Raw genomic sequence first — 16,114 nt, forward strand, 5'->3', positions numbered from 1 at the left:
TGGATGATTCTGTGCGCGCTTCATTCACCAGACTAGACTGCGTCGATTCCCACGGAGGTCGATCATGTCCGAGACCCTGCTCAGCTCCCGCAACCTCGCTTTCGAACTCTACGAAGTGCTCGACGCGCAGGCCCTGACCCAGCGCGAACGCTTCGCCGAGCACAACCGCGAGACCTTCGATGCCGCCCTGGCCACCGCACGCGGCATCGCCGAGGAGCTGTTCGCCCCGCACAATCGCAAGAACGACGAGAACGAGCCGCAATACGTCGACGGCGGCGCGGTGCTGATCCCGGAAGTGAAGCCGGCGGTGGATGCCTTCAACGAGGCCGGCTTCCAGAACGCCTCGCGCAGCTTCGAGCAGGGTGGCATGCAGTTGCCGCAGCTGCTCTCGCGGGCCTGCTTCGCCCACTTCCAGTCGGCCAACATCGCCACTTCGTCCTATCCGATGCTGAGCATGGGCGCCAGCCACCTGATCGAGACCTTCGGCAGCGATGAGCAGAAGCGCCTGTTCCTGCAGCCGATGATCGAGGGCCGCTGGTTCGGCACCATGGCCCTCACCGAACCGCATGCCGGCTCGTCCCTGGCCGACATCCGCACCCGCGCGGAACCGGCCGCCGACGGCAGCTACCGGATCAAGGGCAACAAGATATTCATCTCCGGCGGCGATCACCCGCTGTCGGACAACATCGTGCACATGGTGCTGGCCAAGCTGCCGGACGCCCCGGCCGGCGTGAAAGGCATCAGCCTGTTCATCGTGCCCAAGTTCCTGGTCAACGGGGACGGCTCCCTGGGCGCGCGCAACGACGTGAGCCTGGCCGGCCTGTTCCACAAGATGGGCTGGCGCGGCACCACCTCCACGGCGCTGAACTTCGGCGATCAGGGTGAGTGCGTCGGCTACCTGGTCGGCAAACCGCATCACGGCCTGGCCTACATGTTCCAGATGATGAACGAGGCGCGCATCGGCGTCGGCATGGGCGCGATCATGCTTGGCTACGCCGGCTACCTGTACTCCCTGGAATACGCCCGCGAGCGCCCGCAGGGCCGCCCGGTGGACGCCAAGGACCCGACCGCAGCGCAGGTTTCGATCATCGAGCACACCGACGTGCGGCGCATGCTGCTGACCCAGAAGGCCTACGTCGAGGGAGCCTTCGACCTCGGCCTGTACGCCGCGCGCCTGGTGGACGATAGCGAGACGCTGGCTACCGAAGAGGAGCGCAAGCAGGCTCACGAGCTGCTCGACCTGCTCACCCCGATCGTCAAATCCTGGCCCTCGGAGTTCTGCCTGAAGGCCAACGAACTGGCGATCCAGATCCTCGGTGGCCACGGCTACACCCGCGAATATCCGGTGGAGCAGTACTACCGCGACAACCGCCTGAACCCGATCCACGAAGGCACCCACGGCATCCAGTCGCTGGACCTGCTGGGCCGCAAGCTCGCGCAGAACAACGGCGCCGGCCTCAAGCAGCTGACCCGTCTGATCAACCAGTGCTGCGCACGCGCCCAGGGATATCCGTCACTGGACAAGCTGCGCGAACCGTTGGAGCAGCTGATGGCGCGCCTGTCGGCGACCACCCTGAGCCTGCTCGGCGACCTGATGCAGGGCCGTGTGGCCCAGGGCCTGGCCAACTCCGCGCTGTACCTCAAGGTGTTCGGCCACGCGGTGATCGGCTGGCGCTGGCTGGAGCAGGCGATTCGCGCCGAGCAAGGCCTGGCGCGCGGCAATGCTTCCGACACCGACTTCTATCGCGGCAAGCTGCAGGCCGCGCGTTACTTCCTGACCTGGGAAGTGCCGTCCTGCCACCACGAACTGTCCCTGCTCGAAGCCCGCGATGACACCTGTTCGACCATGCAGGACGCCTGGTTCTAGTCCTGCATGCCCCTCCAGCCCTGGCCACGTCCGGGGCTTTTTTATGCCGCAAGCTGGCAACGGCTACGCACCTCCCTCACGCCGTCTTTCCCCCATAAACTACGGAAAAAACTGACGAGCACCACCAAATCAACCGACAGAAAAACCAGGGTTCCATGACGTTGAATAGCGCCCGCGCACCTTCACGTCAGTCACGCCCATGGCCACCTACATTCCGACTCTCCCCCGCCTGTCCCGCAACCTGCCCGTTCTGCTGCCCCTGCTCGCCATCTCCATCGGGCTGAGCTGCATGGTTGTCCTGCTGGCCCCACACGCGGTGGACACACTTCCCAGCGACAGCCCATTGCGCCCCCCGACGCAGACGCTGAACGTCACCCCCATCTACAGCGAGCCCAGCACCGAAGCCTTCGAACACGCCGACGCCTACCTGAAGACCATCGACAAGGCGATGACCGACGGGCTGGCCGTGCTGCGTGGCGGCGATGGCCAATCCATCGCCTCGCAGAGCCGCTACTTCAATGCGCTGGTCAATGCCGGCTACGCCCAGTTCGGCTCGTCCTACTATGAGCCGCTGGGCAGTTGCGGCGTCGCCGGCAGTTCGGCGCGGAGCCTCTGGCATACGCAGATCCGCGCCGTCAGTGGCAGCCGCCAGGCAAACCTGTCCGGCGAAGTGCACAAGGCCCTCGTCACGCTGCAACACGACCGGGAAGCCTGCCTCTCGGCGGTCCATCTCGTTCCCGACGAACCGCTGAGCTGGGCGCCCGCCGCACTCGCCACCCTCAACCCGGTTCCCACCTGGAGCGATGCCACGTCCTGGCCGGAAATCGTCGCCGAACGAAGCTCAACTAACCTTTGACAGCCTTGCAAATCCGCAGGTTAGAATCGCTTGGCATGCGGCCTGCATCCTGATTCCCAGTAGCGTCGCCACTCCCCTCTTCCCTGGAGATCGACACTTTGGATGCCGTGGCCATCAACAGCTATTTCCTGATCGCTGCTGTGCTGATCGGCATGAGCATCCTGGTCAGCTCGCTGTCGTCGCGGCTGGGCATCCCGATCCTGGTCATCTTCCTCGCCGTGGGCATGGTCGCCGGTACCGATGGCCCCGGCGGCATCGGCTTCTCCAACTATCCGATCGCCTACCTGGTGGGCAACCTGGCGCTGGCCGTGATCCTCCTCGACGGCGGCGTGCGCACGCGGGTGGCGAGTTTCCGCGTGGCGCTCTGGCCCGCGCTCTCACTGGCCACGGCCGGGGTACTGATCACCGCCGGCCTGACCGGTATCGCCGCCGCCTGGCTATTCAAGCTGAGCTGGATGGAGGGCCTGCTGATCGGTGCCATCGTCGGCTCCACTGACGCCGCGGCGGTGTTCTCGCTGCTGGGCGGAAAGGGCCTGAACGAGCGGGTCACCGCCACCCTGGAAATCGAGTCCGGCAGCAACGACCCGATGGCGGTGTTCCTCACCGTCACCCTGATCGACATGCTCGCCCACGGCGAAAGCGGCATGAGCTGGGACTTCCTCTGGCATTTCCTGCGCGAGTTCGGCATCGGTTCGCTGCTCGGCCTGGGCGGCGGCTGGCTGCTGCTGCAGGTGATCAACCGCATCCACCTGGCCAGCGGCCTCTACCCGCTGCTGGTGATCAGCGGCGGCCTGCTGATCTTCGCCGTGTCCAACGCGGTGCACGGCAGCGGCATCCTGGCCATTTATCTGTGCGGACTGATGCTGGGCAACCAGCCGATCCGCTCCCGCCACGGCATCCTGCACATGCTCGACGGCATGGCCTGGCTCGCGCAGATCGGGATGTTCCTGGTCCTCGGCCTGCTGGTCACACCCCACGACCTATGGCCCATCGCCCTCCCGGCCCTGGGCCTGGCGCTGTGGATGATCCTCTTTGCCCGCCCGCTGTCGGTGCTGGTTGGCCTGATTCCGTTCCGCGCCTTCCATGCCCGCGAAAAGGCCTTCATCGCCTGGGTCGGCCTGCGCGGCGCGGTACCGATCATCTTGGCGGTGTTCCCGCTGATGGCCGGACTGCCCAACGCCCAGCTGTTCTTCAACGTGGCCTTCTTCATCGTGCTGGTCTCGCTGCTGGTGCAGGGCACCAGCCTGCCCTGGGCCGCCAAGCTGCTGCGGGTGGTCGTGCCGCCGGACCCGGCACCGATTTCCCGCGCCGGCCTGGAAGTGCACCCGACCAGCGAGTGGGAACTGTTCGTCTACCACCTGAGCAAGGAAAAGTGGTGCATCGGCGCCGCCCTGCGCGAGCTGAAGATGCCCGAAGGCACCCGTATCGCCGCGCTGTTCCGTGGCACCCAGCTGCTGCACCCGTCCGGCAGTACCATCCTCGAGGCCGATGACATTCTTTGCGTAATCGGTCACGAGCACGACCTCTCCGCCCTGGGCAAACTGTTCAGCCAGGCGCCGGACCGTGGCCTGGGCGCACGCTTCTTCGGCGACTTCGTTCTCGAAGGCGACGCCCAGCTCTCTGCCGTGGCCTCGCTCTATGGCCTCAAGCTCGAAGACGTGGATGGCGAACAGACGCTGGGCCGCTTCATCGCCCACGAAATCGGCGGCCAGGCGATCATCGGCGACCAGGTGGAGTGGAACGGCCTGACCTGGACCGTCGCCGCACTGGATGGGAACAAGATCCGCAAGGTGGGGGTCAAATTCCCCGAAGGTCGCCCCGGCCCCGGCCTGTTCCTCTGACCGCCTACCGGCACTCGCTTGCGGGTGCCGGCCAGCCCGCACTACCCTCTTCCCACTTTCTGCACGAGCCGCTGACCGCGACCATGTCATTCCTGCTGCGTACCCTGCTGACCGCCGTCCTCCTGGCCGGCTCACTCACCGGCCTGCCCGCGCTCGCCGCCGACAACACTCCGCCCAGCGCCGAACAGGTGCAGCAGAGCCTCGACGGCCTGCCCGACCGCAAACTGCCGGACGCCGACGCCAAGCTGGTCAAGGCCAGCCTCGAGAACACGCTCAAGCTGCTGGCGGCCAAGGACGACAGCGAGAAGCAGCTGGCCGACCTCAAGGGCCGGCTGGCCGACGCGCCCCGGCTGATCAGCGAGAACCAGAAGGCCCTGAACCGTCTCAAGGGCAGCAGCGACAAGCCGGCCTCGCAGCGCTACGCCACCTACAACGCCACCCAGCTGGAAATGCTGCTCAACGAGCAGTCGACCCAACTGGCCGCCTGGCAGAAGGAGATGACCGACGCCAAGAGCGAAGCGCTCACCGCGCAAACCCGCCCCGAGCGCGCCCAGGCTGACCTGAGCCGGAACCAGACACGCCTGCTGGAGATCGCCGGGGTGCTCAAGGCCGGCAAGGAAAGTGGCAAGCCGCTGGGCGACGAGCATCGCGACGAGCTGGTGGCCGAGCAGGCCGCGCTCACCGCGCAGAACCAACTGCTGCGCCAGCAACTGGCCGGCAACAACCTGCTGCTCGACCTCGCCTCCAGCCAGCGCGATCTGCTGGCCGAACGTGTCGGCCGCGAAGAGCACGAGACCCTCGAACTGCAGGCGATGATCAGCGAAAAGCGCCGTGAACAGTCGGAGAAGACCGTCGCCGCGCTGTCCAAGGACGCCGACCAGGCCGCCGGTACCGACAGCCTGGTCAGCCAGGAGAGCGCCACCAACCTCAAGCTCTCCGACTACCTGCTGCGCACCACCGACCGCCTCAACACCCTGACCCGGCGCAATCTCGAAGCCAAGCAGCAGCTCGATAACCTGACCCAGGGCGAGCAGGCACTGGACGAACAGATCAACGTCCTGCGCGGCAGCCTGCTGCTGGCGAAGATCCTCTACCAGCAGAAACAGTCACTGCCGGTGATCAAGACCGACCGTGACCTGGCCGACGAGATCGCCGACCTGCGCCTGTACCAGTTCGAGCTGAACCAGAAACGCGACGAACTGAACAGCTCCGATGTGTACATCGACAACCTGCTGGCCCAGCAGCCGCAGGAGAGCATCACCCCGCAGCTGCGCAAGGACCTGGGCGAGCTGGTCAACACCCGCCTGGAACTGATGGAGCGCCTCAACCATGAGTTGAACGCGCTGCTCAACGAGGCGATCACCCTGCAGCTGAACCAGAAGCAGCTCAAGGAAACCGCCGACAAGCTGCGCGCGACCCTCGACGAGCAGATGTTCTGGATTCCCAGCAACCGCCCGCTGGACCTGTCGTGGTTCAAGATGACCCCGGCCCTGCTGCATCACCAACTGTCCGAAGTGCCCTGGGGTTCGGGCGTGAAGGAGCTGGGCGAGGGCCTGATCGACCGCCCCTTCCTGTTCCTCCCGCTGCTCCTGCTGGTCGCCGGCCTCTTGTGGAAGCGCCGGTTCCTCTACGACAAGCTCGAATCGCTGAACGACGACATCGGTCACTTCAAGCGCGACAGCCAGGCGCACACCCCGCTGGCGCTGCTGCTCGCCGTACTGCTGGCGTTGCCCGGCACCCTGGCCCTGGCCATCGGCGGCCTGGCCTTGCTGCTCGACGCCCGCGGCCAGAACGCCACCCTCGGCAGCGCGCTGCTGGAAATGGCGCAGGTCTGGCTGGTGTTCTACACCGCACACCGCATCCTGCGTCCGGGTGGCATCGCCGAGCGGCACTTCCACTGGAGCCAGCCGCAGGTGCAGTTCCTCGGCAAACTGATGCGCCGACTGGGTCTGGTGGTGATGTCGCTGGTCGCGGTGGTCACCGTCGCCGAGCACCAGCCGGCCAGCCTGGCCGACGACGTGATCGGCATCGCCATCGTGCTGTTCGGCTACGCCGCGATGACCTGGATTCTGGGCCAGCTGCTGTTTGGCAGCCCCTCCAGCGAACGTCCGTCGCTGATCAAGATGATCGTCGGCCTGGGCTTCACCGTGCTGCCCGTGGCGCTGTTCCTGGCGGTGGGCTTCGGCTACTACTACACCGCGCTCAAGCTCACCGACCGCCTGATCGACACCCTGTTCCTGCTGATGTTCTGGATGGTGGTCGAAGCCACATTCGTCCGCGGCATGGGCGTTGCGGCGCGGCGCCTGGCCTACCAGCGCGCGATGACCAAGCGCCAGGCCCCGGCCAAAGAAGGCATCGAGGGCGGTGAAGTGGTGGAGGAGCCGACCCTGGGCATCGAGCAGATCAACGAACAGTCGATGCGACTGATCCGCCTGGGCCTGTTGATCGGCTTCGTGGTCACCCTGTACTGGGTCTGGGCCGACCTGATCAGCGTGGTCTCCTACCTCGACAACGTGACCCTCTACCAGTACACCAGCGGCACCGGCGACGCGGCTTCCACCACACCGATCAGCCTGGGTGACTTCATCATGGCGCTGGTCATCGCCGCGGTAACCGTGGCCCTGGCGCGCAACCTGCCCGGCCTGCTGGAAGTGCTGGTGCTGCAGCGCCTGACCCTGGCACAGGGCAGCGCCTACGCCATCACCACCCTGCTCTCCTACACCATCAGCGGCATCGGCTTCGTCAGCGCGCTGTCCACCCTGGGTGTGAGCTGGGACAAGCTGCAATGGCTGGTGGCCGCACTCTCCGTCGGCCTGGGCTTCGGCCTGCAGGCGATCTTCTCCAACTTCGTCTCCGGCCTGATCATCCTCTTCGAACGCCCGGTACGGATCGGCGACGTGGTGACCATCGGCAGCCTGTCCGGCACCGTCAGCCGGATCCGCATCCGCGCCACCACCATCACCGACTTCGACCGCAAGGAAATCATCGTTCCCAACCAGACCTTCATCACCGGCCAACTGGTGAACTGGTCGCTGAGCGATACCGTGACGCGGGTGACCATCAAGATCGGCCTGGCCTACGAGAGCGACCTGCCCCTGGCGCGCAAGATCATGCTCGACGCGGCCCACGCCAACCCACGCATCCTGCGCGACCCGGAGCCGGTGCTGTACTTCACCACCATCAGCGCCAGCACCTTCGACTACGAACTGCGCTTCCACGTGCGCGAACTGGGCGACCGCAACCCGGCGGTGGACGAAACCCTCACCCGCATCGCCCTGGCCTTCCGCGAGGCGGGCATCGACATGGCCTTCAACCAGGTCGACGTGTTCCTGAAGAACTTCCAGGGCCAGGAAGCCCAGGTGATCGTCGGCCAGCAGCAACCGGCCGCCACACCCGTGAAGCTGGGCAAGCCTCAAGAGCAGAACAAGCCCGACGCCAGCAAGGCCTGAGGGTGGACGCCCCCGGATAAATCCGAGCACAATGCTCGGACTTATCCGGAGCCCGCTGTGAAAAAGCTCAACGAACTGACCTTCGATAACCGTTTCGCCCGCCTGGGCGACGTCTTCTCCACCGAAGTCCTGCCCGACCCCATCGCCGATCCGCGCCTGGTCATCGCCAGCCCGCAAGCCATGGCACTGCTCGACCTCGACCCGAGTGAAGCGGACGACCCGGTGTTCGCGGAAATCTTCGCCGGCCACAAGCTATGGGACGCAGCCGAGCCACGGGCGATGGTCTATTCCGGGCACCAGTTCGGCGCCTACAACCCGCGCCTGGGTGACGGCCGCGGCCTGCTGCTGGGCGAAGTGCTCAACGACGACGGCGAACACTGGGACCTGCACCTCAAGGGCGCCGGGCAGACACCTTACTCGCGCATGGGCGACGGCCGCGCGGTGCTGCGCTCATCGATCCGCGAATTCCTCGCCAGCGAATACCTCAACGCCCTCGGCATCCCCACCAGCCGAGCCCTGTGCGTGACCGGCTCAAGCACCACCGTATGGCGCGAGAGCAAGGAAACCGGCGCCATGCTGCTGCGCCTGGCGCCCAGCCACGTGCGCTTCGGCCACTTCGAGTACTTCTACTACACCAAGCAGGAAGAGCAGCTGAAGACCCTCGGCGAGTTCGTCCTGCGCGAGTACTTCCCGCAGTGCCTGGAAGCGGAGAAGCCCTACCTCGCCCTGTTCCGCGAGGTGGTCGAGCGCAATGCCGAGATGATTGCCCTCTGGCAGGCCTACGGCTTCTGCCACGGTGTGATGAACACCGATAACATGTCCATCCTCGGCATCACCTTCGACTACGGCCCCTACGCCTTCCTCGACGACTTCGACGCCAACCACATCTGCAACCACTCCGACGACATGGGCCGCTACTCCTTCAGCAACCAGGTGCCCATCGCCCACTGGAACCTCGCCGCGCTCGGCCAGGCGCTGACGCCCTTCGTCGAAGTCGACGAGCTGCGCGCCACCCTCGACCTGTTCCTGCCGCTCTACCAGGCGCACTACCTCGACCTTATGCGCCGCCGCCTGGGCCTGACCACCGCCGAAGAAGGCGACCTGGGGCTGGTACAGACCCTGTTGCAAGCCATGCAGAAGGGCGCGGTGGACTACTCACTGTTCTTCCGCCGCCTCGGCGAGCAGGCGCCGGAGCAGGCGCTGGCGGTGGTGCGCGAAGACTTCATCGACCTGGCGGCTTTCGATGCCTGGGCCACCGAGTACCGCGCCCGTACCGAGCGCGAAGGCGGCAGCCAGGACGATCGGCGCGCGCGCATGCACGCGGTCAACCCGCTCTACGTGCTGCGCAACTACCTGGCCCAGGAAGCCATCACCGCTGCCGAACAGGGCGACTACAGCGTGGTGCGCCGCCTCCACGAAGTGCTCAGCCGGCCTTTCACGGAGCAGCCCGACGCCGAGGCCTTCACCCGCCGCCCGCCGGACTGGGGCAAGCACCTGGAGATCAGTTGCTCCTCCTGAGGCGGTTATAAGCTCAGCCAAAAGCGATCTAGCCCCGCTCGGGCGGTATTGCTCCCGGTCATTGACCGGGACCGGCCGCAGCTCGCATCCTCGGGCCTTTCTGCCCACAAGGATGCTCGAGCAATGAAACTGGAAACCCTGGCGATTCACGCCGGCTACAGCCCCGACCCGACCACCAAGGCCGTGGCCGTACCGATCTACCAGACCAGCTCCTACGCCTTCGACGATACGCAGCATGGCGCCGACCTGTTCGACCTGAAGGTCGCCGGCAACATCTACACGCGGATCATGAACCCCACCAACGCGGTGCTGGAGGAGCGCGTGGCGGCGCTGGAAGGCGGGGTTGGCGCACTGGCCGTGGCTTCGGGCATGGCGGCCATCACCTACGCCATCCAGACCGTGGCCGAAGCGGGCGACAACATCGTCTCGGTGGCCAAACTCTACGGCGGCACCTACAACCTGCTCGCCCATACCCTGCCGCGCTTCGGCATCCAGACCCGCTTCGCCCCGCACGACGACATCGCCGCCCTCGAAGCGCTGATCGACGAGCGCACCAAGGCAGTGTTCTGCGAGTCCATCGGCAACCCGGCGGGCAACATCGTCGATCTGAGGGCCCTGGCCGACGCCGCGCACCGCCATGGCGTGCCGCTCATCGTCGACAATACCGTCGCCACGCCGATCCTCTGCCGGCCCTTCGAACACGGTGCGGACATCGTCGTGCACTCGCTGACCAAGTACATCGGCGGCCATGGCACCAGCATCGGCGGCATCGTCGTCGACTCCGGCAAGTTCCCTTGGAGCGAGAACAAGGCACGCTTCCCGCTGCTCAACACCCCGGACCCGTCCTACCACGGCGTGACCTACACCGAAGCCTTCGGCCCCGCCGCCTTCATCGGTCGCTGCCGCGTGGTGCCGCTGCGCAACACCGGCGCCGCGCTGTCGCCATTCAACGCCTTCCTCATCCTGCAGGGCCTGGAAACCCTGGCGCTGCGCATGGAGCGCCACTGCGACAACGCCCTGAAAGTCGCCCGCTACCTGCAAGAGCACCCGCAGGTGAGCTGGGTGAAATACGCCGGCCTCGCCGACCACCCCGAGCACGCCCTGGCGCAGCGCTATATGGGTGGCCAGCCGGCGGCGATCCTCTCCTTCGGCATCAAGGGCGGCCAGGAAGCCGGCGCGCGCTTCATCGACGCCCTGAACCTGGTGGTGCGCCTGGTCAACATCGGCGACGCCAAGTCCCTGGCCTGCCACCCGGCCTCTACCACCCACCGCCAGCTCAACGACGAGGAACTGGAGAAGGCCGGCGTACCGCGCGACATGGTGCGCCTGTCCATCGGCATCGAGCACATCGACGACATCCTCACCGACCTCGCCCAGGCGCTGCGCGCTGCCGAGAGTTGATGACCGCCATGTGAGGCGCCGACCGGCGCCTCACATGGGCCTCGGATTACACCCATCGCCCCGCTGCTTACCGCAGCCAGCGTCAGCCTTTTCGCAAGGCTCTGCCGGACGCGTTGGAATCCACTTCCAGCCGTGAGCAGGTTTGTCTCAACCGATTAAAATGACGGCATCTTTTTAGCCATACGCAACCGGATGCAGGAATTTTCCTGCATTTTTTCAACTGAGCGTATTGGACGAACATGATCCAGAAGTGCCGAACGGCGCGGATCAACCAGGAGTTGTAGCGATACCCAAAAGACGCGAGCCCCCGGTGCTACCAACACCGAAGGCCCGCTAACCACAAGCAGCTTAAAAGGAGCTGAATATGGCTAACGCCAATAGTACGTCACGCCCCCCAATTAACTGAACGCCCCGAAGCAGAGCGGTTCGCCCCCTTGGGAGCAGATTCGCAAGCCAACGCCAATCCCCGCTACGCCACGCTCTACCTGCGCACCGACGCGCCCTGCGATGAGCTGTACAACGCCGCCGAAGACCGTCTGAGCGCGGTCATCGAACTGCTGGGCACCCTGACCTTCGTCGAACTCGACGCCTACCCCGCCCGCAACGTCCTGCAAATCAGCCGCTCGCTGTTGCTGCTGGCCTCTGACGCGCACTCGCTGTACCGGGCGGATCATGAGCAGCGGGATCGGCGCGGATAGCGCTTCACTCCACTCGGCGGATTACGCTTCGCGCAATCCGCCGTATGAAACTGGAAGAACAGAGTCTGTGCGCTGAGTAGGAAAAGTAAACACATCATTGTAATCGGAGAATATTCTTATTTTCTTCAAATAGAGTTCAACATCAGCCCACGGAAAGCTCCTATTTCCTGGAGTCCAAAGCTCAATAAACTGAATCCACCATCAAGACTACTGATGGGGACCCAAAATACTTCCAGGAGTTTAAAATGAAAAAAATAGCTTATGCCCTAATCTGCTCCGGACTACTGATCTCAAGCCAGGTATTTGCCTGCGACTACTACGATATCTGGGGCGACTGCCACGACTACTCGGGCTATGAAAACTACTACGCCAACTAACCAGCTAGAAATTTGAAACACATTGCCACCGTGTCCAGACGGTAGAATTTGTTTGGGCACGGTGGCACACGCCAAGAAATTGTTTTGCCAAAACCCACCCCACTTCCCAGAAAATAAGATCTACAGAAAGCGGAACTTATCTATATCTTTTAATTACTAGGAACTTGATACAGAGCGACCCGGCGAGAAAGTCCCACAGCCAGCCCCTCCAGCCCTTCCATTGATATTCTTCTCCCCTGCCTCCATCTAGCTCCCCATAACCGGAGGAGCCCTACCATGTCCGAATCCCTGATCATCCCCTGCCCGCACTGCAACGGTCTCAACCGCGTACCCGCCGAACGCCTGGGCGATGCGCCGCGCTGCGGCCGCTGCCAGTCGGCGGTCATCGTCGGCAGTCCCTTCGAGCTGAACGAAGCCAGCTTCGCCGCCCAGGCCAAGGGCGACCTGCCGCTGCTGGTGGACGTCTGGGCCGACTGGTGCGGCCCCTGCAAGGCCTTTGCACCGGTGTTCGAGCAGGCCGCCGCGCGGCTCCCGGGCAAAGTGCGCCTGGCCAAGCTCGATAGCGACGCCAACCCGAACCTTTCCACCCGCCTGGGGATTCGTTCGATTCCCAGCCTGATCCTGCTGCGCAACGGCCAGGAAGTGGCGCGCCAGAGCGGCGCCATGCCGCTGCCGCAGTTGATGGACTGGCTGTCCCGCAACGGCATCTGAACGCCCCTGCTCGCTGAGCGTTCCGGTCAATCCGCGCGGTCATTGCCAGACCGCGCGGCGCAGCTAGTCTTGGGCAGACAACAAACAGGCGAACCGGAGCGCGCCCATGCCCTACCCCGAAGAATTCATCCGCCAACTCACCGAAGAACACATCGCCTTCGTCAAGCGCACGGGCCTCAAGGCCGAGGTGCTGGAACCGGGCCACGTGCGCTTGCGCATGCCGCTCAAGGGCAACGAGAACCACATCCACAACATGTATGCCGGCGCCCTGTTCACCGTGGCCGAGCTGCCCGGCGGCATCCTGATGCTGACCAGCTTCGACAGCCGGCGCTTCTATCCGATCGTCAAGGAAGCCGGCCTGCGCTTCCTGCGCCCCGCTGCCAGCGACGTCACTGTCGACGCCTGGCTCAGCGAGGAGGAGATCCAGCGCATCGGTGAAGAAGCGACCGAAACCGGCAAGTCGGACTTCATCCTCGACCTGCAGCTCAAGGATGCGGAAGGCACCGTCGTCGCCGAGAGCCACGCCGTCTATCAGCTGCGCAGCCGCTGAATCCGGGCCATTGCCCTGCATCAAGGTGAAATTTCCTACGTGGCGCGACAGTGGAAGCGCCACAGAGGGATGCCACCATGTACAGGAACCTGCTCGTCGCCCATGACCTCAGCGTTGAAGCGGATATTGCGGTGCGCCGCGCCGCCCAGCTGGCCCGCCAGCATGGCGCCAGCGTCACCTTGCTGCATGTGATCGAGGAGTTCTTTCCCGACCGCATGATGGATACCGTCCGCGAGGCCGCCGAGGTCGCGCTGCGTGACGCCGCTGCGGCCAACGCCATCGACGACTATCAGCTGCTGATCCGCCAGGGTCGCGCCGCGCCAACCGTCACCCAGGCGGCGCAGGAGCTCAAGGCCGACCTTTTGCTGATCGGCGCGCATCACCAGCAACTGCTCGAGCGCTTCGACGGCACCACCCTGGAGCGTATCGCCCGCCATTGCCGCGCGCCGATCCTGCTGGCGGTGGAGGAATCCGCCAAGCCCTATGCACGGGCGCTGGCCGGGCTGGATCTGTCATTGAGCTCCTGCCAGGCCTGGCGAGCGGGCTATCGCCTGTTGCCGACCAGCGCTGAGCTGCTGGCGCTCAACGCCTACCAGCCCGGCAAGGCCGAACGCGCCGACGAGCATCTGGAGACCCAGCGTGGGCTGCTGCGCCAGACGCTGCAGGACGAACGCGCGCAACTGCCGACCGAAGGGCCGCAACTGCTCTGCGCGGTGCAACAGGGAAACTTCCAGCAGGCGCTGGAGACAGCCCTGGGGGAATGGACGCCTGACCTGCTGGTGCTCGGCAGCCGCAGCCGCGGCGCCATCGAGCAGGCCATGCTTGGCAGCTCGACCCGTTACTTCCTGCGCCGGCCGCCTTGCGACATTCTCATCTCGCAATGAGGCGGCGCTGAGCGCGCTCCCGGGGCCGGGAGCGCCACTCGATCATCTGGAAATCAGGCTTCCAGCAGGTTGTGCAGTTCGACGAACTGCTGCGTCAACTTGTGCCGGGGTTCGAGGAAGATCAGCGGGGTGCACGCCTGGTGCGACTCGCGCATCTTCACCGAGCTCATCAGGTACACCGGCAGCACCGGCAGTTCCTCCGCCACCAGTTCATCCAGCAGTTGCTGCGGCAGGGTCGCACGCGGCTGGAACTGGTTGACCACGATGCCTTCGACTTCCAGGGCCTCGTTGTGATCTTCCTTCAACTCCTCGATCTCCTGCAGCAGCCCGTAGAGCGCCTGGCGAGAGAAGCTGTCGCAGTCGAAGGGGATCAGGCAGCGATCGGCGGCGATCAGGGCCGAGACGGTATAGAAATTCAGCGCCGGCGGAGTATCCAGGTAGATCCGGTCGTAGTCTTCGGCCAGCTCGTCCAGCAGTTTGCGCAGCTTGTTGATCTTGTGCTTCTGCTCGAGCTTGGGCTGCAGGTCGGCCAGCTCGGGGCTCGCGGTGACCACATGCAGGTTATCGAACGGGGTCTCGTAGATGTCGACCTTGCCCTTGCGGCTGAAGGGGCCGGACGAGAGGGTCTGCTTGAAGAAATCGGCGATCCCCACCGGCAGGTCCTCGCCGGTCAGCCCGGTGAGGTAGTGCGTCGAGTTGGCCTGGGAGTCCAGGTCCACCAGCAGCGTGCGATAGCCCTCCGCCGCGCTGACCGCCGCCAGGTTGCAGGCAATGCTCGACTTGCCCACTCCGCCCTTCTGATTGAACACCACGCGCCGCATGAGCCTGCCTCCGTAATCCGTTCAAGTGCTCCGGATTCTATGCAATGCCCATGACAACGGCGAGCCCTCCGTCGAACGGTTCAGCCTCCCGCGCGCAAGGCGGCCACCTCACGGGTCAGCAGGTCGATGAAGGACTGCGCCAACGGCGAGCGTTCGTCACGCCGACGCACCAGCCAGACCGAGCTGGTCGCCCCCGGATCGAGCAACGTGCGATAGACCACACCGTCCACCCGCGTGCGGCGGAACGACGCCGGTAGCATGGTGACACCCAGTCCGGCGGCAACCAGGCCAATGATGGTCATCGCTTCGCCGGCCTCCTGGGCGATGCGCGGACTGAATCCGGCCTGCCGCGACAGTGCGATCAGCTGGTCATACAGGCCGGTGCCATAGCTGCGGGGGAAGAACACGAAGGGTTCGTCCGCCAGCGCGGCGATCTCCAGGCCATCCGGATTGGACTCAGCCAACGGGTGGTCGGCGCGCAGTACCGCCACCAGCGGCTCGCTGAACAGTTCCACGGCCTCCAGGGTGTCCGGCAGCGCGATGGGGCGGATCAGGCCGACCTGCACCCGCTCTTCCAGCAGCGCCTGCACGGCCTGGCCGCTGCTCAGTTCCTGAAGGTCCAGGTGGACGTCCGGGTAGGCCTGGCGGAACGCCAGGATGCTGCGCGGAATGGTCGAGGTGAAGGGCGCGGAGGCGGTAAAGCCGATCTTCAGTTCCCCCAGTTCCCCCTGGTGCGCACGGCGCGCCAGCAACACCGCACGATCGACCTGCTGCAGCACCTGCCGCGCCTCTGCAAGGAACAACTGCCCCGCCTCGGTCAGCGTCACCCGTCGGTTGGTGCGCTCCAGCAGGCGCGCGCCGATCTCCTCTTCCAGTGCCTGGATCTGCTGGCTCAACGGCGGTTGCGAGATGCCCAGTTGCTCGGCGGCCCGGCCGAAGTGCAGCTCTTCGGCCACGGCAATGAAGTAACGCAGATGCCTCAGTTCCATGTCGCCACCATTGAGTCGAAATACATATCAAACAGGTCGATTAATATATTGGAAATAATAAAAACAGCTCCTTATCCTTGCCAGTACCAGCCCAATAACAACTCCAAGAACTTCTGCCATCCCCGCCGCACGGGCCTTTTGCCGCCCCTGCG

The 16,114-nt window shown here is 64.9% G+C and carries 12 protein-coding genes; 10 read left to right on the plus strand and 2 right to left on the minus strand.

The features are described 5' to 3' along the window. The first annotated feature begins 64 nt into the window (after positions 1-64). The 10 genes from GA645_RS25755 to GA645_RS25800 all read left to right on the plus strand — a co-directional run bounded on the left by GA645_RS25755 (position 65) and on the right by GA645_RS25800 (position 14,152). Positions 65-1,867 (plus strand): acyl-CoA dehydrogenase, encoded by a 1,803-nt coding sequence (locus GA645_RS25755; RefSeq protein ID WP_152226731.1) that lies wholly within the window; start codon positions 65-67, stop codon positions 1,865-1,867. A 199-nt stretch (positions 1,868-2,066) separates the two neighbouring features. Next, on the plus strand, positions 2,067-2,723 hold the full coding sequence (locus GA645_RS25760) for a hypothetical protein (RefSeq protein ID WP_152226732.1): 657 nt from the start codon (positions 2,067-2,069) through the stop codon (positions 2,721-2,723). 98 nt (positions 2,724-2,821) lie between these two features. Further along, complete coding sequence (locus GA645_RS25765) at positions 2,822-4,564, plus strand: potassium/proton antiporter (RefSeq protein ID WP_152226734.1); 1,743 nt, start codon at positions 2,822-2,824, stop codon at positions 4,562-4,564. Positions 4,565-4,647: 83 nt separating this feature from the next. Continuing rightward, positions 4,648-8,013: a mechanosensitive channel MscK gene (mscK, locus tag GA645_RS25770; protein WP_152226736.1), complete on the plus strand. Its 3,366-nt coding sequence runs from the start codon at positions 4,648-4,650 to the stop codon at positions 8,011-8,013. A 57-nt stretch (positions 8,014-8,070) separates the two neighbouring features. Further along, on the plus strand, positions 8,071-9,531 hold the full coding sequence (gene selO, locus GA645_RS25775) for a protein adenylyltransferase SelO (RefSeq protein WP_152226738.1): 1,461 nt from the start codon (positions 8,071-8,073) through the stop codon (positions 9,529-9,531). A gap of 123 nt (positions 9,532-9,654) precedes the next feature. Next, positions 9,655-10,932 (plus strand): bifunctional O-acetylhomoserine aminocarboxypropyltransferase/cysteine synthase, encoded by a 1,278-nt coding sequence (locus GA645_RS25780; protein ID WP_152226741.1) that lies wholly within the window; start codon positions 9,655-9,657, stop codon positions 10,930-10,932. Positions 10,933-11,366: 434 nt separating this feature from the next. Continuing rightward, positions 11,367-11,630, plus strand: coding sequence for a hypothetical protein (locus GA645_RS25785; RefSeq protein ID WP_152226743.1), 264 nt, complete (start codon positions 11,367-11,369; stop codon positions 11,628-11,630). A gap of 653 nt (positions 11,631-12,283) precedes the next feature. Further along, on the plus strand, positions 12,284-12,718 hold the full coding sequence (gene trxC, locus GA645_RS25790) for a thioredoxin TrxC (RefSeq protein ID WP_152226745.1): 435 nt from the start codon (positions 12,284-12,286) through the stop codon (positions 12,716-12,718). Positions 12,719-12,824: 106 nt separating this feature from the next. After that, positions 12,825-13,268: a YiiD C-terminal domain-containing protein gene (locus GA645_RS25795; protein WP_152226747.1), complete on the plus strand. Its 444-nt coding sequence runs from the start codon at positions 12,825-12,827 to the stop codon at positions 13,266-13,268. A 77-nt stretch (positions 13,269-13,345) separates the two neighbouring features. Beyond that, positions 13,346-14,152: a universal stress protein gene (locus tag GA645_RS25800; RefSeq protein WP_152226749.1), complete on the plus strand. Its 807-nt coding sequence runs from the start codon at positions 13,346-13,348 to the stop codon at positions 14,150-14,152. A 53-nt stretch (positions 14,153-14,205) separates the two neighbouring features. On the opposite strand, the gene GA645_RS25805 is transcribed toward GA645_RS25800, so the two are convergent. Continuing rightward, a complete protein-coding gene (locus GA645_RS25805) occupies positions 14,206-14,973 on the minus strand; it encodes a ParA family protein (RefSeq protein WP_152226751.1) in 768 nt (255 codons plus the stop codon). Positions 14,974-15,053: 80 nt separating this feature from the next. Continuing rightward, on the minus strand, positions 15,054-15,962 hold the full coding sequence (locus GA645_RS25810; RefSeq protein WP_152226753.1) for a LysR family transcriptional regulator: 909 nt from the start codon (positions 15,960-15,962) through the stop codon (positions 15,054-15,056). Between the last annotated feature and the right edge of the window lie 152 nt (positions 15,963-16,114).

This window comes from Pseudomonas sp. SCB32 (assembly GCF_009189165.1).
In the GTDB taxonomy this organism is placed as follows: Bacteria; Pseudomonadota; Gammaproteobacteria; order Pseudomonadales; family Pseudomonadaceae; genus Pseudomonas.

Excerpts from the sequence above, each read along its gene's own strand:
- GA645_RS25755 (WP_152226731.1), top strand. The coding sequence starts at position 65 with ATGTCCGAGACCCTGCTCAGCTCCCGCAACCTCGCTTTCGAACTCTAC.
- GA645_RS25760 (WP_152226732.1), top strand. The coding sequence starts at position 2,067 with ATGGCCACCTACATTCCGACTCTCCCCCGCCTGTCCCGCAACCTGCCC.
- mscK (WP_152226736.1), top strand. The coding sequence starts at position 4,648 with ATGTCATTCCTGCTGCGTACCCTGCTGACCGCCGTCCTCCTGGCCGGC.
- GA645_RS25780 (WP_152226741.1), top strand. The coding sequence starts at position 9,655 with ATGAAACTGGAAACCCTGGCGATTCACGCCGGCTACAGCCCCGACCCG.
- trxC (WP_152226745.1), top strand. The coding sequence starts at position 12,284 with ATGTCCGAATCCCTGATCATCCCCTGCCCGCACTGCAACGGTCTCAAC.
- GA645_RS25795 (WP_152226747.1), top strand. The coding sequence starts at position 12,825 with ATGCCCTACCCCGAAGAATTCATCCGCCAACTCACCGAAGAACACATC.
- GA645_RS25800 (WP_152226749.1), top strand. The coding sequence starts at position 13,346 with ATGTACAGGAACCTGCTCGTCGCCCATGACCTCAGCGTTGAAGCGGAT.
- GA645_RS25805 (WP_152226751.1), bottom strand. The coding sequence starts at position 14,973 with ATGCGGCGCGTGGTGTTCAATCAGAAGGGCGGAGTGGGCAAGTCGAGC.
- GA645_RS25810 (WP_152226753.1), bottom strand. The coding sequence starts at position 15,962 with ATGGAACTGAGGCATCTGCGTTACTTCATTGCCGTGGCCGAAGAGCTG.